Source organism: Kineococcus aurantiacus (genome assembly GCF_013409345.1).
In the GTDB taxonomy this organism is placed as follows: Bacteria; Actinomycetota; Actinomycetes; order Actinomycetales; family Kineococcaceae; genus Kineococcus; species Kineococcus aurantiacus.
In genome coordinates this window covers 2000502-2016637 of record NZ_JACCBB010000001.1, presented here as the reverse complement: position 1 = coordinate 2016637, position 16136 = coordinate 2000502, and the positions used below count along the sequence as shown (strand labels likewise).

14 protein-coding genes are annotated in these 16136 nt (G+C 73.2%); 10 read left to right on the top strand and 4 right to left on the bottom strand.

What is annotated here, in order from left to right:
* Window positions 1-3: 3 nt before the first annotated feature.
* Window positions 4-1419 carry an ABC transporter substrate-binding protein gene (locus tag BJ968_RS09690; RefSeq protein WP_218884962.1) on the bottom strand — a complete coding sequence of 472 codons (1416 nt, stop codon included), beginning with the start codon at window positions 1417-1419 and terminating at the stop codon, window positions 4-6.
* A 189-nt stretch (window positions 1420-1608) separates the two neighbouring features.
* Between BJ968_RS09690 and BJ968_RS09685 the strand changes: the two genes are divergently transcribed.
* Together BJ968_RS09685 and BJ968_RS09680 are read left to right on the top strand one after the other, a co-directional pair.
* Window positions 1609-2580: a sugar-binding transcriptional regulator gene (locus BJ968_RS09685; RefSeq protein WP_179751309.1), complete on the top strand. Its 972-nt coding sequence runs from the start codon at window positions 1609-1611 to the stop codon at window positions 2578-2580.
* Window positions 2581-2649: 69 nt separating this feature from the next.
* Window positions 2650-2892, top strand: a complete 243-nt coding sequence (locus BJ968_RS09680; protein WP_179751307.1) for a DUF6458 family protein — start codon at window positions 2650-2652, stop codon at window positions 2890-2892.
* 141 nt (window positions 2893-3033) lie between these two features.
* Here the strand turns inward: BJ968_RS09680 and BJ968_RS09675 are convergent, their stop codons facing one another.
* Window positions 3034-4002, bottom strand: coding sequence for an aldo/keto reductase (locus tag BJ968_RS09675; RefSeq protein ID WP_179751305.1), 969 nt, complete (start codon window positions 4000-4002; stop codon window positions 3034-3036).
* Window positions 4003-4165: 163 nt separating this feature from the next.
* On the opposite strand from BJ968_RS09675, the gene BJ968_RS09670 reads away from it, so the two are divergent.
* The 6 genes from BJ968_RS09670 to BJ968_RS09645 all read left to right on the top strand — a co-directional run bounded on the left by BJ968_RS09670 (window position 4166) and on the right by BJ968_RS09645 (window position 10558).
* Window positions 4166-5260 (top strand): Gfo/Idh/MocA family protein, encoded by a 1095-nt coding sequence (locus BJ968_RS09670; protein WP_179751303.1) that lies wholly within the window; start codon window positions 4166-4168, stop codon window positions 5258-5260.
* A gap of 9 nt (window positions 5261-5269) precedes the next feature.
* Entirely contained in the window at window positions 5270-6142 is an 873-nt protein-coding gene (locus BJ968_RS09665; RefSeq protein WP_179751301.1) for a TIM barrel protein, read from the top strand.
* 266 nt (window positions 6143-6408) lie between these two features.
* Window positions 6409-7350, top strand: a complete 942-nt coding sequence (locus tag BJ968_RS24420; RefSeq protein ID WP_218884961.1) for an ABC transporter permease subunit — start codon at window positions 6409-6411, stop codon at window positions 7348-7350.
* Between the two features lie 74 nt (window positions 7351-7424).
* Window positions 7425-8297 carry an ABC transporter permease subunit gene (locus BJ968_RS26520; RefSeq protein WP_179756470.1) on the top strand — a complete coding sequence of 291 codons (873 nt, stop codon included), beginning with the start codon at window positions 7425-7427 and terminating at the stop codon, window positions 8295-8297.
* Between the two features lie 39 nt (window positions 8298-8336).
* Window positions 8337-10007, top strand: coding sequence for an extracellular solute-binding protein (locus BJ968_RS09650; protein ID WP_179751299.1), 1671 nt, complete (start codon window positions 8337-8339; stop codon window positions 10005-10007).
* 122 nt (window positions 10008-10129) lie between these two features.
* Window positions 10130-10558, top strand: coding sequence for an Hsp20/alpha crystallin family protein (locus BJ968_RS09645; protein ID WP_343077926.1), 429 nt, complete (start codon window positions 10130-10132; stop codon window positions 10556-10558).
* 139 nt (window positions 10559-10697) lie between these two features.
* Here BJ968_RS09645 and BJ968_RS09640 read toward each other — a convergent pair whose 3' ends face one another.
* Together BJ968_RS09640 and mobA are read right to left on the bottom strand one after the other, a co-directional pair.
* Window positions 10698-11684: a zinc-binding dehydrogenase gene (locus BJ968_RS09640; RefSeq protein WP_179751297.1), complete on the bottom strand. Its 987-nt coding sequence runs from the start codon at window positions 11682-11684 to the stop codon at window positions 10698-10700.
* Window positions 11685-11694: 10 nt separating this feature from the next.
* On the bottom strand, window positions 11695-12282 hold the full coding sequence (gene mobA / locus BJ968_RS09635) for an NTP transferase domain-containing protein (RefSeq protein WP_179751295.1): 588 nt from the start codon (window positions 12280-12282) through the stop codon (window positions 11695-11697).
* A gap of 180 nt (window positions 12283-12462) precedes the next feature.
* On the opposite strand from mobA, the gene BJ968_RS09630 reads away from it, so the two are divergent.
* On the top strand, window positions 12463-15597 hold the full coding sequence (locus tag BJ968_RS09630) for a sensor histidine kinase (RefSeq protein WP_179751293.1): 3135 nt from the start codon (window positions 12463-12465) through the stop codon (window positions 15595-15597).
* A gap of 87 nt (window positions 15598-15684) precedes the next feature.
* Window positions 15685-16131 (top strand): roadblock/LC7 domain-containing protein, encoded by a 447-nt coding sequence (locus tag BJ968_RS09625; protein WP_179751291.1) that lies wholly within the window; start codon window positions 15685-15687, stop codon window positions 16129-16131.
* The last annotated feature ends 5 nt before the right edge of the window (window positions 16132-16136 follow it).

Sequence of the window (16136 nt, the reverse complement as noted above, 5' to 3'; positions counted from 1 at the left end):
GAGTCACTTCTTGTACTTGTCGCTGACGAGCTTGGTCGCCAGCTCCTGGCCCTGGTCGCAGGCGTCCTCGACGCTGGTCTGACCGGCGATGGCCGAGGAGACGAACTGGGACACCTGCGTCCCCAGGTCGGCGAACTCGGGGATCGCGATGAACTGGATGCCGGGGGCCGGCCGGGGCTGCACGCCGGGGTTCTCCGGGTTCGCCGCGTTGATGGCGTCCTGGGTCGCCTGGTAGAACGGCGCCGCGGACTGCTGGTAGTCGGCGTTCTCGTACGTCGAGGTGCGCTTGCCGGCGGGCACGGAGGCCCAGCCGATCTGGGACCCGACCAGCTCCTCGTACTTCTGGCTGGAGGCCCAGGAGATGAACTTCCAGGCGTTGTCCTTGCGGGTGGACTTGTTCTGCACGCCCCACGCCCAGGTGTACAGCCAGCCGGAGGAGTCGGTCTTGTTGACCGGGGCGGCGACGTAGCCCATCTTCCCGGCGACGGGGGAGCCGGCCGCGTCGAGGGACCCGGCGGCCGACGTGGCGTCGTACCACATGGCGACCTGCGACTGGGTCATGCCGTTGAGGCACTCGGTGAACCCGGCCTGCGGGGCGCCGGACTCGCCGTGGGCGCGGACGAGGTCGACGTAGAACTTCACGGCCTCGACGAACTCCGGGGCGTTGACCTGCGCGGTCCAGTCCTCGTCGAACCAGGTGCCGCCGAAGGTGTTCACGACGGTCGTCAGCGGGGCGAAGACCTGGCCCCAGCCGGGCTGGCCGCGCAGGGCGATGCCCTTCATGCCCGGCTGCGCGCCGTCGAGCTGGGCGGCGAAGTCGGCCACCTCCTGCCAGGTCGGCTTGTCCGGCATCGTCAGGCCCTTGGCCTCGAAGACGTCCTTGCGGTACATGAGGAAGGAGCTCTCGCCGTAGAACGGCTCGGCGTAGACCTTGCCGTCCTCACCGGTCAGGGCGGTGGCCAGCGGCTTGAGGATGTCGTCCTGGTTGAACTCCGAGTCCGCGGAGATGTAGTCGTCGAGCGGGGCGAGCCAGCCGTTCGTGGAGTAGAACGGGACCTCGTAGTTGGAGATCGAGGCGACGTCGTACTGACCGGCCTGGCTGGAGAACTCCTGGCTGATCTTGTCGCGGACGTCGTTCTCGGGCAGCACGGTGTACTTCACCGTGATGCCGGTCTCCTTGGTGAAGTTGTCCGCGGTGAGCTTCTGCAGGTCCACCATCTGCGGGTTGTTGACCATGATGACGTTGAGGGTCTTGTCGTCCCCGCCGCCACCGCCGCCGCCGCCCGCGCCACCGCCGCCGGCGCCCGAGCAGGCCGACAGGAGCGCCGCGCCACCTACCCCGGCGGCCCCGCCGAGCGCGGCCCTCCGGCTGATGCGCGAAGTGGTGCCGGGCAGGCTCGGGCTCTGACGTCCAGCCATCGTGTCCCCTCCAGTGTCGTCGTCGACGAGGTTCAGGTGTCCGGGGCGCCGTCCGGGCGGTGCCGCCGGTCTTCGACCGTTGCCGCCGCTCATTTGAGCGGGTTAGTCTCAGCTGTGACGATCGTGACTCCTCCACAGGTCACTGTCAACTCGCCCCGCCCCGTTCCACCCCGTCCCCGAGGAAGTGCCATGGCGAAGACGCCCGCGCGCGGTACCGCGTCCCGACGCCTGTCCACCAGCGCCCTGGCGCTGGCGGCCGCAGCGGCCCGGCGCTTCTACGTCGAGGGGCTGACCAAGGTCGAGATCGCCCGCCAGCTGGGCGTCAGCCGCTTCAAGGTCGCCCGCCTGCTCGCCGACGCCCAGGAGGCCGGCCTGGTGCAGATCCAGGTCGTCGTCCCCAGCTCCCTGGACGGCGACCTCGCCGACGCGCTGCGCGAGCGCTTCGGCGTGCGCGCCGCCTACGTCGTGCGCCCCGAGGACGACACCGTGCCCGGGCAGCGCCGCGCCGTCGCCGGGTTCACCGCCGGGCTGCTGGAGGAGAGCGCCACCGCCGACGACGTCGTCGGCCTGGCCTGGGGACGCACCATCTCCCAGCTCGCCGCGCTGCTGTCGGCCGGCCTGGGCTGCCGGTTCGTCCAGCTCTCCGGGGCGCTGCCCCGCCCCGACGTCGAGGAGAGCGCCGTCGAGCTCGTCCGCCGCGCCGCCGAGGCCACCGGGTCCTCCGCCACCACCTTCTACGCCCCCCTCGCCGTCCCCGACGCCGTCACCGCCGACGGCCTGCGCGCGCAGTCGGGCATCAGCGAGGCCCTGGCCGAGCTGGACCGGCTCACCCGGGCCGTCGTCTCGGTCGGGGCCTGGAGCCCGGGGGAGTCGACCGCCCTGGACTCCCTCGGGGACGCCGACCGGCACACCCTGTCGGCCGCCGGCGTCGTCGCCGAGATCACCGGCGTCCTCCTGGGCCGGGACGGCCGGGAGATCGACGCCCTGTCCGACCGGATCGTCGGCGTCACCGGGGCCCAGCTGCGCGCCACGCCCGACGTCGTCGCCATGGCCTGCGGGGACCTGCGCGCCGAGGCCACCGCCGCCGTCCTGCGCAGCGGGATCGTCTCCACCCTCGTGACGCACTCCTCGCTGGCGCGCGCCGTCCTCGAGACGGCCTGAGGGCGGGGCGCTCACCCGTCCGGCGCGGTTCCGCGCGCGGAACCGCGCCGGGCACGGCACGCTCAGGGGATGCGTCTAGGCACGAGCATCTTCCTGATCGCGGTCGGGGCGATCCTGACCTTCGCGGTCACCTTCTCGGTGTCCGGGGTCGACGTCCACACCGTGGGCGTCATCCTCATGCTGGTCGGCGTGCTCGGGATCATCCTCGAGTTCGCCCTGTTCCGGCCCCGCACGCGCCGGACCACGAGCACTACCACCGCCGACCCGCGCTCGGGGACCACGACCCGTCAGACCACCCAGCGCGACCTCTGAGGTCCCCGGAGCGCTCGACCACCGAAGTCCTCGACCACCGAAGTGCTTGATCACCGCGGAGCGGTAGGTCCCGTCCCGCGGTGATCGAGCACTGTCGTGATCAAGCACTGTCGTGATCGAGCACTCCTGTGCCGGAGCGGGTCAGAACCCCGCGACCTCGTGCGGGGCGTAGGGCTCCTCCAGCTCGGCGACCTCCTCGTCGGTCAGCTCCAGGTCCAGCGCCGCCAGCGCGTCGTCGAGGTGGTGCGGCTTCGTCGCGCCCACGATGGGGGCCGTCACCACCGGGTGCTGGGCGACCCACGCGAGCGCGACCTGGGCGCGGGGCACCCCGCGCCGCTCGGCGACGCGGGCCACGGCGGCCACGACGTCGGCGTCGGAGTCCTGGTAGAGCGTCTTGCCGAACTCGTCCTTGTCGGAGCGGTTCGTCGCCTCCGACCAGTCGCGCGTCAGCTTCCCGCGGGCCAGCGGGCTCCACGGGATGACGCCGATGCCCTCGTCGGCGCACAGCGGCAGCATCTCGCGCTCCTCCTCGCGGTAGAGGAGGTTGTAGTGGTTCTGCATGGTGACGAACCGGGTCCAGCCGTTGAGGTCCTGCAGGTGCAGCGCCTTGGCGAACTGCCACGCCCACATGGAGCTGGCGCCCAGGTAGCGGACCTTGCCGGCCTGGACGACGTCGTGCAGGGCCTGCAGCGTCTCCTCCAGCGGGACCGAGGGGTCGAAGCGGTGGATCTGGTAGAGGTCGACGTAGTCGGTGCCCAGGCGGCGCAGGGAGTTGTCGATCTCGGTGAGGATCGCGTGCCGCGACAGGCCCGCGCCGTTGGGCCCGGGGCGCATCCGGTTGAACACCTTGGTGGCGATGACGACCTGGTCGCGCGGCACGGCCCCCAGCAGCACCTTGCCGACGATCTCCTCGCTGGAGCCGTCGGAGTACACGTTGGCGGTGTCGAAGAAGTTGACGCCCGCGTCGAGGGCGCGGTGCAGGAAGGGGGTGCTCTCCTCCTCCGGCAGCGTCCAGGCGTGGCCGCCGCGCGCGGGGTCCCCGTAGCTCATGCAGCCGAGCACGAGCCGGGACACCTCGAGGCCGGTGTGGCCGAGCTTGACGTAGTCCATGGGGCGACTCTGCCCCACGACCGGTCCCGGGGCAGCCGGGACCACCGGTGACCGTTCGATCGGGGCGGATCGATCGATCTTGACCGGGTCGGACGGGCCACGGCACGGTGACGGCACCGAGAACGCCTCGACGACGAGGGGTTCGTGACCCTGTGGAGCCCGCATGAGGACCCGGTTCGCCGTCGTCGGGGGCGGCGTGATCGCCCGCCAGCACGGTCTCGTCCTGCACCAGCTCGCCGAGGAGGCCGAGCTCGTCGCCGTCGTGGACGTGGTGGCCGACCGCGCCCGGGAGCTGGCTGCCGAGCGCGGCGGCCGGCCGTTCACGTCCCTGGAGGAGGCCCTGCGGTCCACGCCGGTCGACGTCGTCGTCGTCTGCACCCCCACCGGGCTGCACGGCGAGGTGGCCCGGGAGGCGCTGGCGGCCGGCAAGCACGTCCTCGTCGAGAAACCCGCCGAGACGACCGTCGAGCGCATCGACGAGCTCATCGCGGCCCGCGACCGCGCCGGCACCCTCGTCGGCGTCGTCTCCCAGCACCGCTTCGACCCCTCCGCGCGGATCGTGCTGGACGCCGTGCGCGCGGGGGAGTTCGGCCGCATCACCTCCGCCGTCGCGAACGTCGACTGGTGGCGGGGGCAGACCTACTACGACTCCGGGCAGTGGCGGGGGACGTGGGCCCTGGACGGCGGGGGCGCCCTCATGAACCAGGGCGTGCACACCGTCGACCTCCTGGTGGCCGCCCTGGGCGAACCGGTCGAGGTGTCCGGGTTCACCGGGACCCTGGCCCACGAGCGCATCGAGGTCGAGGACGTCGCCGTCGGCGTCGTCCGCTTCGCCTCCGGGGCGCTGGCGACCGTCCACGCCTCGACGTCCGTCTACCCGGGGCTGAGCACCCGCCTGCAGGTCCACGGCGACCGGGGGTCGGCGGTCGTCGAGGACGACCGCCTCGTCTACTTCCACGGCACGCCCCCCGGCCAGGAGGCGCCCGAGGCGTTCATGGGCGGGCGCGGGGCCGCGAACCAGGTGCAGCGGTTCGCCGGGCCCGACGGTTCCCTGCCGGCCCCCGTCGTCTCGGTGGCCGGTGCGATGCCGGACGCGCACCTGGACCAGTACCGCGACTTCCTCGCCGCGCTGCGCGGGGAGGGGACCGTGCGGGTGGGGCTGGAGGAGAACCGCCGGGCGGTCGCCGTCATCACCGGCCTGTACGAGTCGCAGCGGACGGGACGGCCGGTGCCGCTGGCCCCCGTCCCGGTGGCGTGAGGAGGGACCGTGACCCGCAGGATCGCCGCGAACCCCATCCCGTACTGGTCGCAGGCCGGCAAGACGCGGGAGGTCTTCGAGCAGGCCTTCACCGACTTCCGGGAGATCGGCTTCACCGCCGTCAAGGCCGACGTGCCCGAGGGCATGCCCGCGGCCGAGTACGCCCGGTGGATCGACGGTTTCGGGTTGAGCCCGTCGATCAGCCTGTTCTCCAGCGCGCTGGACGAGACGGTCGACATGGCGCAGGTGCTGGACCAGGCGCGGCGGTTCGCCGCCACGCAGGCCGAGCTGGGGCTGGACCGCACCATGCTCTCCTCGATGGCGGTCCCCGCCCGGATGGCGCGCCCCGCCGTGGGGGCCGGGTTCGACCGGGGACGGTTCGACCGGGCCGTGGAGAACGCCGGGCGGGTGTGCGAGGTGCTGCTGTCGGAGGGGATCCGGCCGCTGCACCACTCCCACGTCGGCGGGGTGTTCGAGACCGAGGAGGAGGTGACGACGCTGCTGGACACCCTCGGCCCGGACCTGCTGGGTTTCGGGCCCGACACGGGCCACCTGCGCTGGGCCGGGGCCGACCCCGTCGCGCTCGTCCGCCGCTACGCCGACCGCGTCGGCGGCATCCACCTCAAGGACGTGTACCCCGACCACCTGCCGGCGCAGGACGCCACGGGCGGGTACCGGGAGCTCTCCGGCAGCGGGCGGCTGTGGGCCGAACCCGGTCGCGGCGTCCTCGACCTCGGCGCGGTCCTGGCGGCGCTGCCGGACGACTACGACGGCGACTTCATGATCGAGGTCGACCACCCGAGCGTGGGGTCCGTGGCGCTGTCGCACCGCCTCTCGTTCGAGTGGGCCAGGGAGGTGCTGGGCGCCGTGACCGTGGCGTGAGGACGGTCAGCTGAACCACCGCAGCGCGGCGTGACGCGGCGCTGCCGACCCTTCCGCCGGTGGGCGGTCCGTACCGGCGTCGACCCGCGCCACGACGGTAAGCGTTTACCCCTCGTGGTGGGCGCTCGTCGACGGGGCCCGCCCGGACCGGCGGCCGACCGTGCAGGTGACCTCGCAGGTGACATGGCAGGAGCTCGAAGGTGAGATCGAACCCGACCCGTGAGACGACCCGGGGGGCGGCCGTGGCGGCACCGCCCGGACCGGCCGTGACGACCGCGACCACCGCGGCCGCGCGCACCCGCCGCCGCCCCCGGCTGACCCGCGACCAGGCCCTCCTGGTCGTGCTCGGCCTCCCCGGCGCCCTGGCCCTCGTCGTCTTCCACTACGTCCCGCTGCTGGGCAACGTCATCGCCTGGCAGGACTACCAGCCCTACCTCGGGCTCACCGAGTCCGACTGGGTGGGCTGGCAGAACTTCTCCTTCCTCTGGGACGGGAACCCCGAGTTCCGCAACGCGCTGTGGAACACCGTGATCCTGACGATCATCCAGACCGTGCTGATCTTCCCCGTGCCGCTGGCGCTGGCCCTGGTGCTCAACAGCCTGGCGGGGGAGCGGCTCAAGCGGACCCTGCAGTCGATCCTCTACCTGCCGCACTTCCTGTCCTGGGTCATCGTCGTCGCGCTGTTCCAGCAGATGCTCGGCAACGCCGGGATGCTCAACACGTTCCTCGTCCAGCACGACCTGCCGGTCCTGCACGTCATCGGCGCCCCGGAGCTGTTCAAGGCGCTCATCACCAGCCAGGCCATCTGGAAGGACGCCGGCTGGGGGACCATCCTGTTCCTCGCCGCGATCTCCCGCATCGACCAGGAGCAGTACGAGGCGGCCGCCGTCGACGGCGCGAACGCGCGCCAGCGCCTGTGGCACATCACCCTGCCGGCGCTCAAGGGCCTCATCGTCCTGCTGCTCATCCTGCGCCTGGGCAGCAGCCTGTCCGTGGGGTTCGAGCAGATCCTCCTGCAGCAGGGTCCCGTCGGGTTGCAGGCCAGCGAGGTGCTCGACACCTGGGTCTACAACAACGGCATCCTCGGCGGGAACTGGGGCACCTCCGCCGCCGCCGGCCTCGTCAAGGGGCTCGTCGGGGTCCTGCTGGTCGTCGGCGCGAACAAACTGGCCCACGCCTTCGGTGAGAGAGGGGTGTACGAGAAGTGACCACGCTCGAGAACGCGACCATCGGCGACGACACCGTCCGCACGTTCACCAAGGACGGCCGCCGGCCCCCGTGGATGGAGAAGCCCGGGCCCGTCACCCAGGCCCTGAAGTTCATCGTCCTGGGCTTCGCCGTGGCCGTCGTCGTCATCCCGTTCTGGTCCGTCATCGCGACGTCGCTGGCCGACCAGGAGACGATCAACGACGCCGGCGGCGGCATGGTCATGTGGCCCGGCGGCGGCGTGAACCTCGACTCCTACACGGCCGTCCTGTCCGGCGGGGTCGTCACCCGCGCGGTCGTCGTCTCCGTCGGCATCACCGTCGTCGGGACCCTGCTGTCCCTGGCCGCCACGGCCGGTCTGGCGTACTGGCTGTCCCGGCCCCGGGCCTGGGGCGCCAAACCCGTCCTGATGCTCGTGCTGGGCGCCGTGCTGTTCTCCCCGGGCCTCATCCCCAGCTACCTCGTCGTCAAGGAGTTCCACCTCCTCGACTCCTGGTGGTCCCTGGTGCTGCCCGTCCTGGTCAACGCCTTCAACGTCATCGTCATGCGCGCGTTCTTCCAGGAACTGCCCAAGGAGCTGTTCGAGTCCGCCGCCATCGACGGCGTCGGGGCCGGGACGATCCTGCTGCGCATCGTGCTGCCGTTGTCGAAGGCCGTGCTGGCCGTCATCGGCCTGTTCTACGCCGTCGCCTACTGGAACGCCTTCTTCAACGCCCTGCTCTACATCCAGTCCAGCGACAAGTGGCCCATGGCCCTCGTGCTGCGGACCTACGTCGTCAACCAGACCACGATCGGCGGTGACCAGGTCGGCGGGGCGGAGGCGCTGCCGCCCCAGCTGCCCCTGCAGATGGCGATCCTCGTCATCGCGATCGTCCCCATCCTGCTCGTGTACCCGTTCCTGCAGCGGCACTTCGCGAAGGGCGTCATGATCGGCGCCGTCAAGGGCTGAGCACCCCGACCACCTGTTCCCACGGATCGAGGAGGATCCATGTCCAGCAGTGCCTTCACCCGACGTTCGCTGATCGCCGGTGCCGGGGGGACCGCAGCCCTGGTCGCGACCGGTGGGCTCGCGGGGTGCTCCAGCGGTTCCAGCGGGAGCGGTTCCGGCGACTCGGGGGAGAACACCGCCACCCTGCCCACGTACGTCCCCTACACCGGGCTGACCCCCGACCTCCCGGGCACCGAGCAGGGCGTCGACCCCGCGTGGCGGACCTTCCCGTCCGACAACCCCAAGTCGGTGGAGGACATCCCCGGCCACGGGGAGACCCTGACCGGGATGGCGAACATCTACTACGCCGTACCCCCGGGGCCGGACAGCAACACGTACTGGGCGGGCCTGAACGACCGGCTGGGCGTCGACTTCCAGCTGCAGATGGTCGGCAACGCCGACTACCCGCAGAAGTTCCCCACCGTCATCGCCGGCAACGAGCTGCCCGACCTGCTGCAGGTCCCCAACGGCTCCCCGCCGCCGGTGCCGAACATGCCGCAGCTGCTGGAGAAGCGGTTCGCGAACCTGTCCGAGCACCTGTCCGGGGACGCCGTCAAGGAGTACCCCAACCTCGCGAACATCCCGACCCGGCACTGGCTCTCCACGGTCTACAACTCCGGGATCTACGGCATCCCGATCCCGCGCGGGGCGATCGGGAACTACCACTTCATCCGCCAGGACCTGTTCGAGAAGGCCGGGGTCTCGCCCGAGCCCAAGAGCTACGACGAGTTCGTCGACGCCACCAGGGCGCTGACCGACCCCAAGCAGCGGCGCTGGGCGTTCTCGCTGGTCAACCAGCCGCGCCAGCTGCTCGGGCGGATGAACGGGGAACCGAACATCTGGGCCGAGGACGGCGGGAAGCTCACGCACGTGTACGAGACGGACGCGTACGCCCAGACCGTCACGGACCTCATCGCCATGTGGAAGTCGGGCGTCATGCACCCCGACTCCTTCAACACCGCCACCCCCTTCAAGCAGCTGTTCAACGCCGGCACCGTCGCCATCAACGCCGCGGACGGGTACCCGGGCTGGGTGCAGTACCAGCTCGACAACGCCTCCAACCCGGACTTCAAGCTGGGCCTCATGCCCGTCTACACCCGGGAGGGCGGGGAGCTGGCCGCGTGGAACCTGGGCAGCGGGTTCTTCTCCACGACCCTGCTGAAGAAGCAGGACGACCCGGAGCGGATCAAGCTGGCGCTGCGCGTCCTGAACTGGCTCGCCGCCCCGTTCGGCACCGAGGAGTACAAGTACCGGCTCTTCGGCCAGGAGGGTGTCGACCACACCGTGGACGCCGGGGGCAACCCCGTCCTGACCAAGACCGGCGCCGCGAACACCGTCATCCCGATCCGCTACCTGGCCGACAGCCCCTACAACGTCTACGTCCCCGGCCGGCCGCAGGACGCCGACGTGCAGCACGAGTACCAGTCCAGGGAGGTCCCCACCGGCATCCAGAACCCCGTCACCGGCCTGTACTCCAACACCGCCTCGAGCAAGAACGCCACGGCCGACAAGGCGTTCAACGACGGCGTCAACGACGTCATCCAGGAACGCCGGCCGTTCTCCGAGCTCAAGACGCTCGTGTCCACCTGGAAGAACTCCGTCGGCGACGCGATGCGCACCGAGTACCAGGACGCGCTGCAGAAGGCGGGGACGACCACCGCGACGAGCTGACGTCCGCCCGGGGCGAACGCGGTCCGCCCCGGGCGAACGCGGGCATCGGCGCCGCCGGGACGCCGTTGTGACCCTCGAAGGCGCCCGCACCGGGTGCCACCGAGGAGTCCCGAGGAGGACCCGTGTCCCAGCAGTTGTCCGTGTGGCGTCGCAGTTCCTTCGACACCCGCTTCGAGCAGCAGTTCGACGCCCTGGTCCGCGCCGGCTTCGGCACCGGCACCGGTTTCACGCCGGCCGCCGAGGTCAGCCGCGACGGGGACGACGCCGTCGTCACCCTCGACCTGCCGGGCGTCGTCGCCGACGACGTCACGGTCGAGGTCGAGCAGGGCCGCCTGGTCGTCCGCGGGGAGCGCCAGGACCCCCGCCCGGAGGACGCGCGCGGGCGCAGCGAGGTCCGCTACGGCGCTTTCCGCCGCAGCTTCTCGCTGCCCAGCACCGTCACCGCCGACGCCGTCAGCGCCGGCTACGAGGCGGGCGTCCTGACCGTCCGCGTCGCCGGGGCCCACGCCACGGCGCAGCCGACCCGCATCGCGGTCACCGCCGGCGCCTGATCCCCGACGCCGCACCCCGCTCGAAGCACGGTTCGGGCCCCGAGATCCCCGTCTCGAGGGGCCCGAACCGTGCTCCGGGCCCCGCCAGGGGCGTCTGCGGGGCCCGAACCGTGCCTCGAGCGGGAAGGTCGGGCGCGGGTCAGGGGGTGGGGGGTTCGGCGCCCGTGAGCAGCAGCAGCTTGCCCACGTGCGACGAGGCCTCCATCACCTCGTGGGCGCGGGCCGCGTCGGCCAGCGCGAACCGCTCGTGCACGACCGGGCGCACCCCGCCGTCGACGATCAGCGGCCACACGTGGTCGCGGACGCTGGCGACGATCGCCGCCTTCTCCTCCGCCGGGCGCGCCCGCAACGTCGTGGCGTGCACCGAGACGCGCTTGCGCATCATCGCGCCCAGGTCCAGCTCGGCCTTCGCCCCGCCCTGGGTGGCGATCACGACGAGCCGCCCGTCCACGGCGAGCACGTCGAGGTTGCGCGACAGGTACGGGGCCCCGACCACGTCGAGGACGACGTCGGCCCCCGCGGGTTCGAACGCGCGCACCCGCTCCACGAAGTCCTCGCCGCGGTAGTCGACGAGCAGCTGCGCGCCCAGCGCCGCGCACGCCTGCAGCTTCTCCGGCGACCCCGCCGTCACCGCCACGCGCGCCCCCACCTGCCGGGCCAGCTGGATCGCCATCGTCCCGATGCCGCTGGACCCGCCGTGGACGAGCAGCAGCTCGCCCGGGCGCAGCCCCGCGAGCGTGAAGACGTTGCTCCACACCGTGCTCGTCACCTCCGGCAGCGCCGCCGCGTCCTCCACCGGCACACCCTGCGGGACGGGCAGGACCTGCCCGACCGGCACCGCGACGGCCTCGGCGTACCCGCCGCCGGACAGCAGCGCGCACACCGCGTCCCCGACCTGCCAGCCCGAGACGCCCGGCCCCAGCGCCGAGACCCACCCCGACACCTCCAGCCCCGGGTACGGCGGCGCCCCCGGCGGCGAGGGGTACTTGCCCAGCCGCTGCACGACGTCGGCGCGGTTCACCCCCGCCGCGGCGACCCGCACCACCACCTCGCCGGGCCCGGCCACGGGGTCGGGCACCTCCGACAGGACGAGGGAACCGGGAGGGTCGACGATCACCGCGCGCACCCTGGCGACACTACGACCCGCCGCCCGGCCCCGCCTCCCCCACCGCAGCCCCACCCGCGAGCGCCCGTGCCCGCAGCAGGTCCGCGGGCACGTCCACGTCCAGCGCCTCCCGCGCCGTGACCGGCACCGGCCCGACCCGGCCCCGGAACAGCTCCCGCAACGGCTGCCCCGCCACCGCCGGCAGCCCGTCCAGCACCCGCAGCGCCGACCGGCGCCGGTGCGCCGACAGCAGCGGCTGCCGCCGCCCGCCGGGGTCGACGCCCACCACGGCGTCCAGCGCCGGGTCCGCGCGCAGGGCCCCCAGGAGCCGGGGCACCGCGTCCGCCGCGAACGGCTGGTCCCCGCCGAGCAGGACGACGAGGTCCTCCTCCACCGCCGCCAGCCCCGCCGCGAACCCCGCCAGCGGCCCCCCGCCGGGCGGGTCCTCCCGCACCCCGCCGGGCCCGACGACCACGACGCGCCACCCGCGCAGCCCCGCCAGCAGCGCACCCCGCACGGTCGTCGACCCCAGGGGCGCGTCGAGCTTGTCGCCGCCGCCCGCGGCCCGGAACCGCTCCCCGCCGCCCCCGGCCACCACCACGATCGCCACGTCGTCCACCCCGCAGGGATGGCACGTCGGGCCCCGTGGGTCAAGCGGCGCGCCGATCTGCCGATGGGCCGAACGAGGGTTCTCGGGACCGCGGGGTACACCCCGTGGTCCCGGGGACCGATCAACCCTGAGTCTGCTCGACCACTGGTGGGCAGTTTCGCCCGCCCACCACGCGTACGGAAGGTTGACATGCTGCGGAACCTGAGCATCCGAGCCAAGCTCGCGGTCCTCCTGGTCGTCCCCCTCGTGCTGCTCCTGGTCGCTGTCGTCGCCACGGCCGCCCAGAACACGGCCGCCACCCTGGAACGCCGCCACCTGGCCGCCTACGCGTCGTCGACCGACACCGTCAACGGGTTCTTCACGGCCCTGCAGGCCGAGCGCAAGGACAGCGTCCGGTACCTGGCCGCGCCGAGCGAGGCCGGGAAGGCGAAGCTGGCGCAGGACCGCGCCGCGACCGACGCCGCGATCGTCGCGGTCCGCGACGCGCTCGTCGCCAGCGGCGTCGACGTCACCAGCGGCAGCGCCGGCAACGTCAGCCAGGCCCTCACCCTCACCCTGGGCCAGACGCTGCCGCAGGCGCGGCGCGCCGTCGACGGGGGCACCACCACGCCCACCGCCGCGCTCAGCGTCTACAGCGAGATCAGCTCCGCCGCGACCGACCTCACGGTCGCCGTCGCCGAGGAGGCCGACGACCGCGAGATGGCGCAGGAGATCGGCGCCTTCGGGTACCTGCTCAAGCGCGTCGACTCGCTGGCCGTCGAGCAGGCCGCCGGTCTGCTGATCACCGAGGGCCAGCCCTCGCCGGCCGCCGAGGTCCTGCGCGACACCGCCATCGAGCGCGGCACCTACTTCGAGCAGCAGGCCCGCTACCGCCTCAACAGCGACGACGTCGCCGAGCTCGACGCGGCGCTGAACGACGGCGCCACCAACTCCGCGCTCGCGTTCCTCAACCAGGACCGCAACCTCTTCGCCGCCAGCAGCACCTCCCTGACGTCGCAGGCCTGGGAGGAGACCTCCGGCCAGGTCATCGCCGCCTACCAGGAGGCCATCGCCGAGCGCGCCGCCGACGCCGCCGAGGAGGCCAGCGCCGAGGCCGCCCGCTCCACGACCGGCACGGTCGTCCTGCTGACCCTCACCGCGCTGCTGCTGGCCGCCGCCGCGTGGTTCGGTTCCCGCGTCGCCCGCAGCATCGGCTCCCGCCTGCGCGACCTGGCCACCGCCGCGACCGAGGTCCGCGACGAGCTGCCCCGCATGGTCGAGCGCATGCAGACCCCCGGCGAGGGCCCGGGCGTGGAGTACACCCCGCTCGAGGTGACCAGCACCGACGAGATCGGCGAGGTCACCAAGGTCATCAACGACCTCAACGAGACCACCTTCCGCATCGCCGGTGAGCAGGCCGCCCTGCGCGCCTCCATCGCCGAGATGTTCGTCAACGTCGCCCGCCGCGACCAGACGCTGCTGGCCCGCCAGCTGTCCTTCCTGGACCAGCTGGAGCGGACCGAGGAGAACCCCGACACCCTCGAGGACCTGTTCACCCTCGACCACCTCGCGACCCGGATGCGGCGCAACGCCGAGTCCCTGCTCGTCCTGGCCGGCATCAACACCGGCCGCCGCCTGCGCCGCCCGCTGCCGCTGTCGGACGTCATCCGCACCGCGGCCGGGGAGATCGAGCACTACGACCGCGTCGACCTGGCCCTGCAGGTGGACCCGCCCGTCGTGGGCCACCTGGCCCTGTCGGCCTCGCACATGATCGCCGAGCTGCTCGAGAACGCGACGAACTTCTCCGACCCCGGCACCCGCGTCGTCGTCGGCACCGCCGAGACCGACCGCGGTGTCGAGATCACCATCGTGGACCGCGGCCTCGGCATGACCGAGGAGGAGGTCGAGACCGCCCACCAGCGCATCTCCGGTGGCCGCGCCTCCGAGTTCGTCGGCGCCCAGCGCCTCGGGTTCTACGTCGTGGGCCGCCTCGCCGGGCGCCTGGACGTCGAGGTCGAGTTCACCACCGCCGAGGGGCGGGGCACCACGGTGACGCTGGTCCTGCCGGTCGCGCTGTTCACGCCCGGCAGCGTCAAGGGCGGCGAGCCCGAGCTCGCCGCGCTCGACTCCGGCCTGGCCCTCCCGGGGGCTGAGGACGTCGCGCCGTCGGCCCTGCCCGAGGCCGCGCCGTCGGCCCGGCCCGACGCGGTCCCGCCGGCCCTGCCCGGCGCCCTGCCGACCCGCACCCCGGCGGCCCCCGCGAACGGTGCGAGCACCGTCGTGAGCAACCCGCTGGCCGCCAGCGGCCTGGGCGACGCCCTGTCCGAGACGCTGTCGAAGTCGGCCGCCGAGGCCGCGGCCAGCTCCGAGGTGGGCGTCACCGCCCCCAAGGCCAAGGTCGAGGGCCGGCAGCTGCCGACCCGCAAGCGCAGCGCGCAGGCGCAGGCCAAGGCCGACGCTCCCGCGGCCCCGGCGGCTCCCGCCCCGGCGGCTCCGGCCGCCGAGCCCGCGCAGGACTGGAAGCCCGTCGCCGCCCCCGGCGCCGCCGCGGCCGCCATGCCCAAGCGCGAGCCGAAGGCGCAGGCCCCGGCGGCCCTGGCCGCGGCGCAGGACATCCTGCCCAAGGCCGGCAAGAAGCCCCGTCAGGTCCGCGACTCCGCCACCCCGCCCAAGACCGCGGCCGAGGCCTTCTGGACCTCCCGCAAGCGCCAGGGCGAGCAGCAGGAGCTGAAGGGGTCCGCCCTCGACGCCCTCGACGCCGACCGCGCCGCCCGGGACGAGGCCCCGGCCGCCCCGGCCGCCCCGGTCGCCCCGGCCCTCGTGGCCGAGGTGCCCGCCGCCCCCGTCGCCGAGCCCGTCGCGGCCCCCGTCGCCGAACCCGTCGCCGAGCCCGTCGTCCCCGTCGCCGAGCCCGTCGCGGCCGCCCCGGTGGCCCCGGCGCCGGCCCCGGCCCCCGCGCCGGAACCGGTGGTCCCCACCGGGCCGATCGCCCTCGCCCCCGAGACCCCCGCCGCTGCCGCCACCCCGGCGCCCGCGGCCCGGGCCACCGTCGGTGAGGCCCTGCGCCAGCGCAACGCCCTCGCGGCCGAAGCGCTCACGGCCCTCACCGAGGGCCAGAACTTCACCCCCACCCGGGGTGCCGGTTCCGCGCCGCTGGTCCGCCGCCAGGCGGGCGCCACGGCGGCCGCGGCCAAGCCCGCCCCCGCCCGCGCCGCCGCCAACCGGCAGCGACGCGCCCCCGCGGACGTGCGCTCGATGCTGTCCGGCTTCCAGGCCGGCGTGTCCCGCGGCCGCTCGGCCGACGTCCCGGCCGCCCGCGAGGGCGAGACCGATGACCAGGCCTGACCAGAACCCCCGGAGGACCCTCCGGGCAGATCCCCACCGCACCACCACCACTCACCAGCAGAACGCCCCGAGAAGAGGAAACCCACTGTGACCGCGCTTAGCTCCGAGGCCGCCGACTTCAGCTGGCTCCTCGACAACTTCGTCAAGAGCGTCCCCGGCGTCACCCACACCGTCGTCGTCTCCGCCGACGGCCTGCTGATGGCGATGTCCGACAAGCTCCACCGCGAGGCCGGGGACCAGCTGTCCGCCATCGTCTCCGGCGTCTCCAGCCTCGCCCGCGGGGCCGCCAACCAGCTGCAGTCCGGCGAGGTGCGCCAGGCCATCATCGAGATGGACGACGCGTTCTTCTTCCTCGTCAACATCTCCGACGGCTCGGTCCTGGCCGTGGCCGCCGAGGCCGGCTGCGACGTCGGCCTCATCGGCTACGAGATGGCGATGCTGGTCCAGCGCGCCGAGACCGTCCTGACCCCGCAGCTGGTGTCGGAGATGAGGGCGGCCCTGCCCACCTCCGCCCCGGTCGCAGCCCGGTGGTGACCCCC

Excerpts from the sequence above, each read along its gene's own strand:
- BJ968_RS09690 (WP_218884962.1), bottom strand. The coding sequence starts at position 1,419 with ATGGCTGGACGTCAGAGCCCGAGCCTGCCCGGCACCACTTCGCGCATC.
- BJ968_RS09685 (WP_179751309.1), top strand. The coding sequence starts at position 1,609 with ATGGCGAAGACGCCCGCGCGCGGTACCGCGTCCCGACGCCTGTCCACC.
- BJ968_RS09680 (WP_179751307.1), top strand. The coding sequence starts at position 2,650 with ATGCGTCTAGGCACGAGCATCTTCCTGATCGCGGTCGGGGCGATCCTG.
- BJ968_RS09675 (WP_179751305.1), bottom strand. The coding sequence starts at position 4,002 with ATGGACTACGTCAAGCTCGGCCACACCGGCCTCGAGGTGTCCCGGCTC.
- BJ968_RS09670 (WP_179751303.1), top strand. The coding sequence starts at position 4,166 with ATGAGGACCCGGTTCGCCGTCGTCGGGGGCGGCGTGATCGCCCGCCAG.
- BJ968_RS26520 (WP_179756470.1), top strand. The coding sequence starts at position 7,425 with ATGGAGAAGCCCGGGCCCGTCACCCAGGCCCTGAAGTTCATCGTCCTG.
- BJ968_RS09650 (WP_179751299.1), top strand. The coding sequence starts at position 8,337 with ATGTCCAGCAGTGCCTTCACCCGACGTTCGCTGATCGCCGGTGCCGGG.
- BJ968_RS09630 (WP_179751293.1), top strand. The coding sequence starts at position 12,463 with ATGCTGCGGAACCTGAGCATCCGAGCCAAGCTCGCGGTCCTCCTGGTC.